Source organism: Rhizobacter sp. P1_G5, assembly GCF_056405435.1.
Genome location: NZ_JBFUCB010001122.1, coordinates 1 through 817, shown reverse-complemented (window position 1 = coordinate 817; position 817 = coordinate 1). Strand labels below are relative to the sequence as shown.

The 817-nt window shown below is 63.6% G+C and carries 1 protein-coding gene; it reads left to right on the top strand.

All coding sequences use genetic code 11. From position 1 onward, the window contains the following. The coding region (locus tag AC1D12_RS34480) for a prolyl oligopeptidase family serine peptidase (RefSeq protein ID WP_477845547.1) at window positions 1-817 on the top strand (817 nt) is incomplete at both ends.

The following is an 817-nucleotide window of genomic DNA, read 5'->3' as shown; positions in this document are numbered from 1 at the left end:
TTGCCGATCTGAAGCTCGGTGTGACACCGCCTTACGACTCCAGCCGCTACACGGTCCACGACCTGGACGCCAAAGGGCACGACGGCGTGAGCATCCCCGAGACGCTGATCCACCGCAGGGACATCAAGGGCCCGCAGGTTGTCGTCATCCAGGCGTACGGCGCCTACGGGATTTCGCAGCTGGCCAACTTCAGCTTTCGCACGGCCAGTTTTCTTGAGGCCGGCGGTGCCTACGCTTACTGTCACGTCCGCGGTGGTGGCGAGTTGGGCGAGGCATGGCGCCTCGCTGGAAAGGACGCGAGCAAGCCCAACTCCTGGCGCGACCTGATTGCCTGCGCTGAAGATCTCATTGCACGCGGCTACACGACGAGGGACAAGCTGTTTGCCTTCGGAGGGTCCGCCGGCGGCATCACGTTGGGGCGTGCACTCACCGAACGACCCGATCTGTTCGCCGGGGTGATCGCCATCGTTCCAGGTGTGAACACGCTGCGGCAGGAGTTCCAGCCCGTCGGGCCGCTGAACATTCCGGAGTTCGGAACCATCGAGACGGAGAGTGGTTTCAGGAACCTCTACGCGATGGACTCGATCCAGCACGTGCGCCCCGGTGTCCAGTATCCCGCGGTGCTGATCACTTCCGGGTTGAATGATCCACGCGTCTCCCCGTGGGAACCGGCGAAGTTTGCCGCTGCGTTGCAGGCATCGGGATCGGTACGCCCCGTGCTGCTGCGAATCGACGCGGAAAGCGGGCACGGTTTCGGAAACACGAAGTCGCAGGACGATGCGCTCCATGCCGACATGTGGGCCTTCGTGTTCTGGCG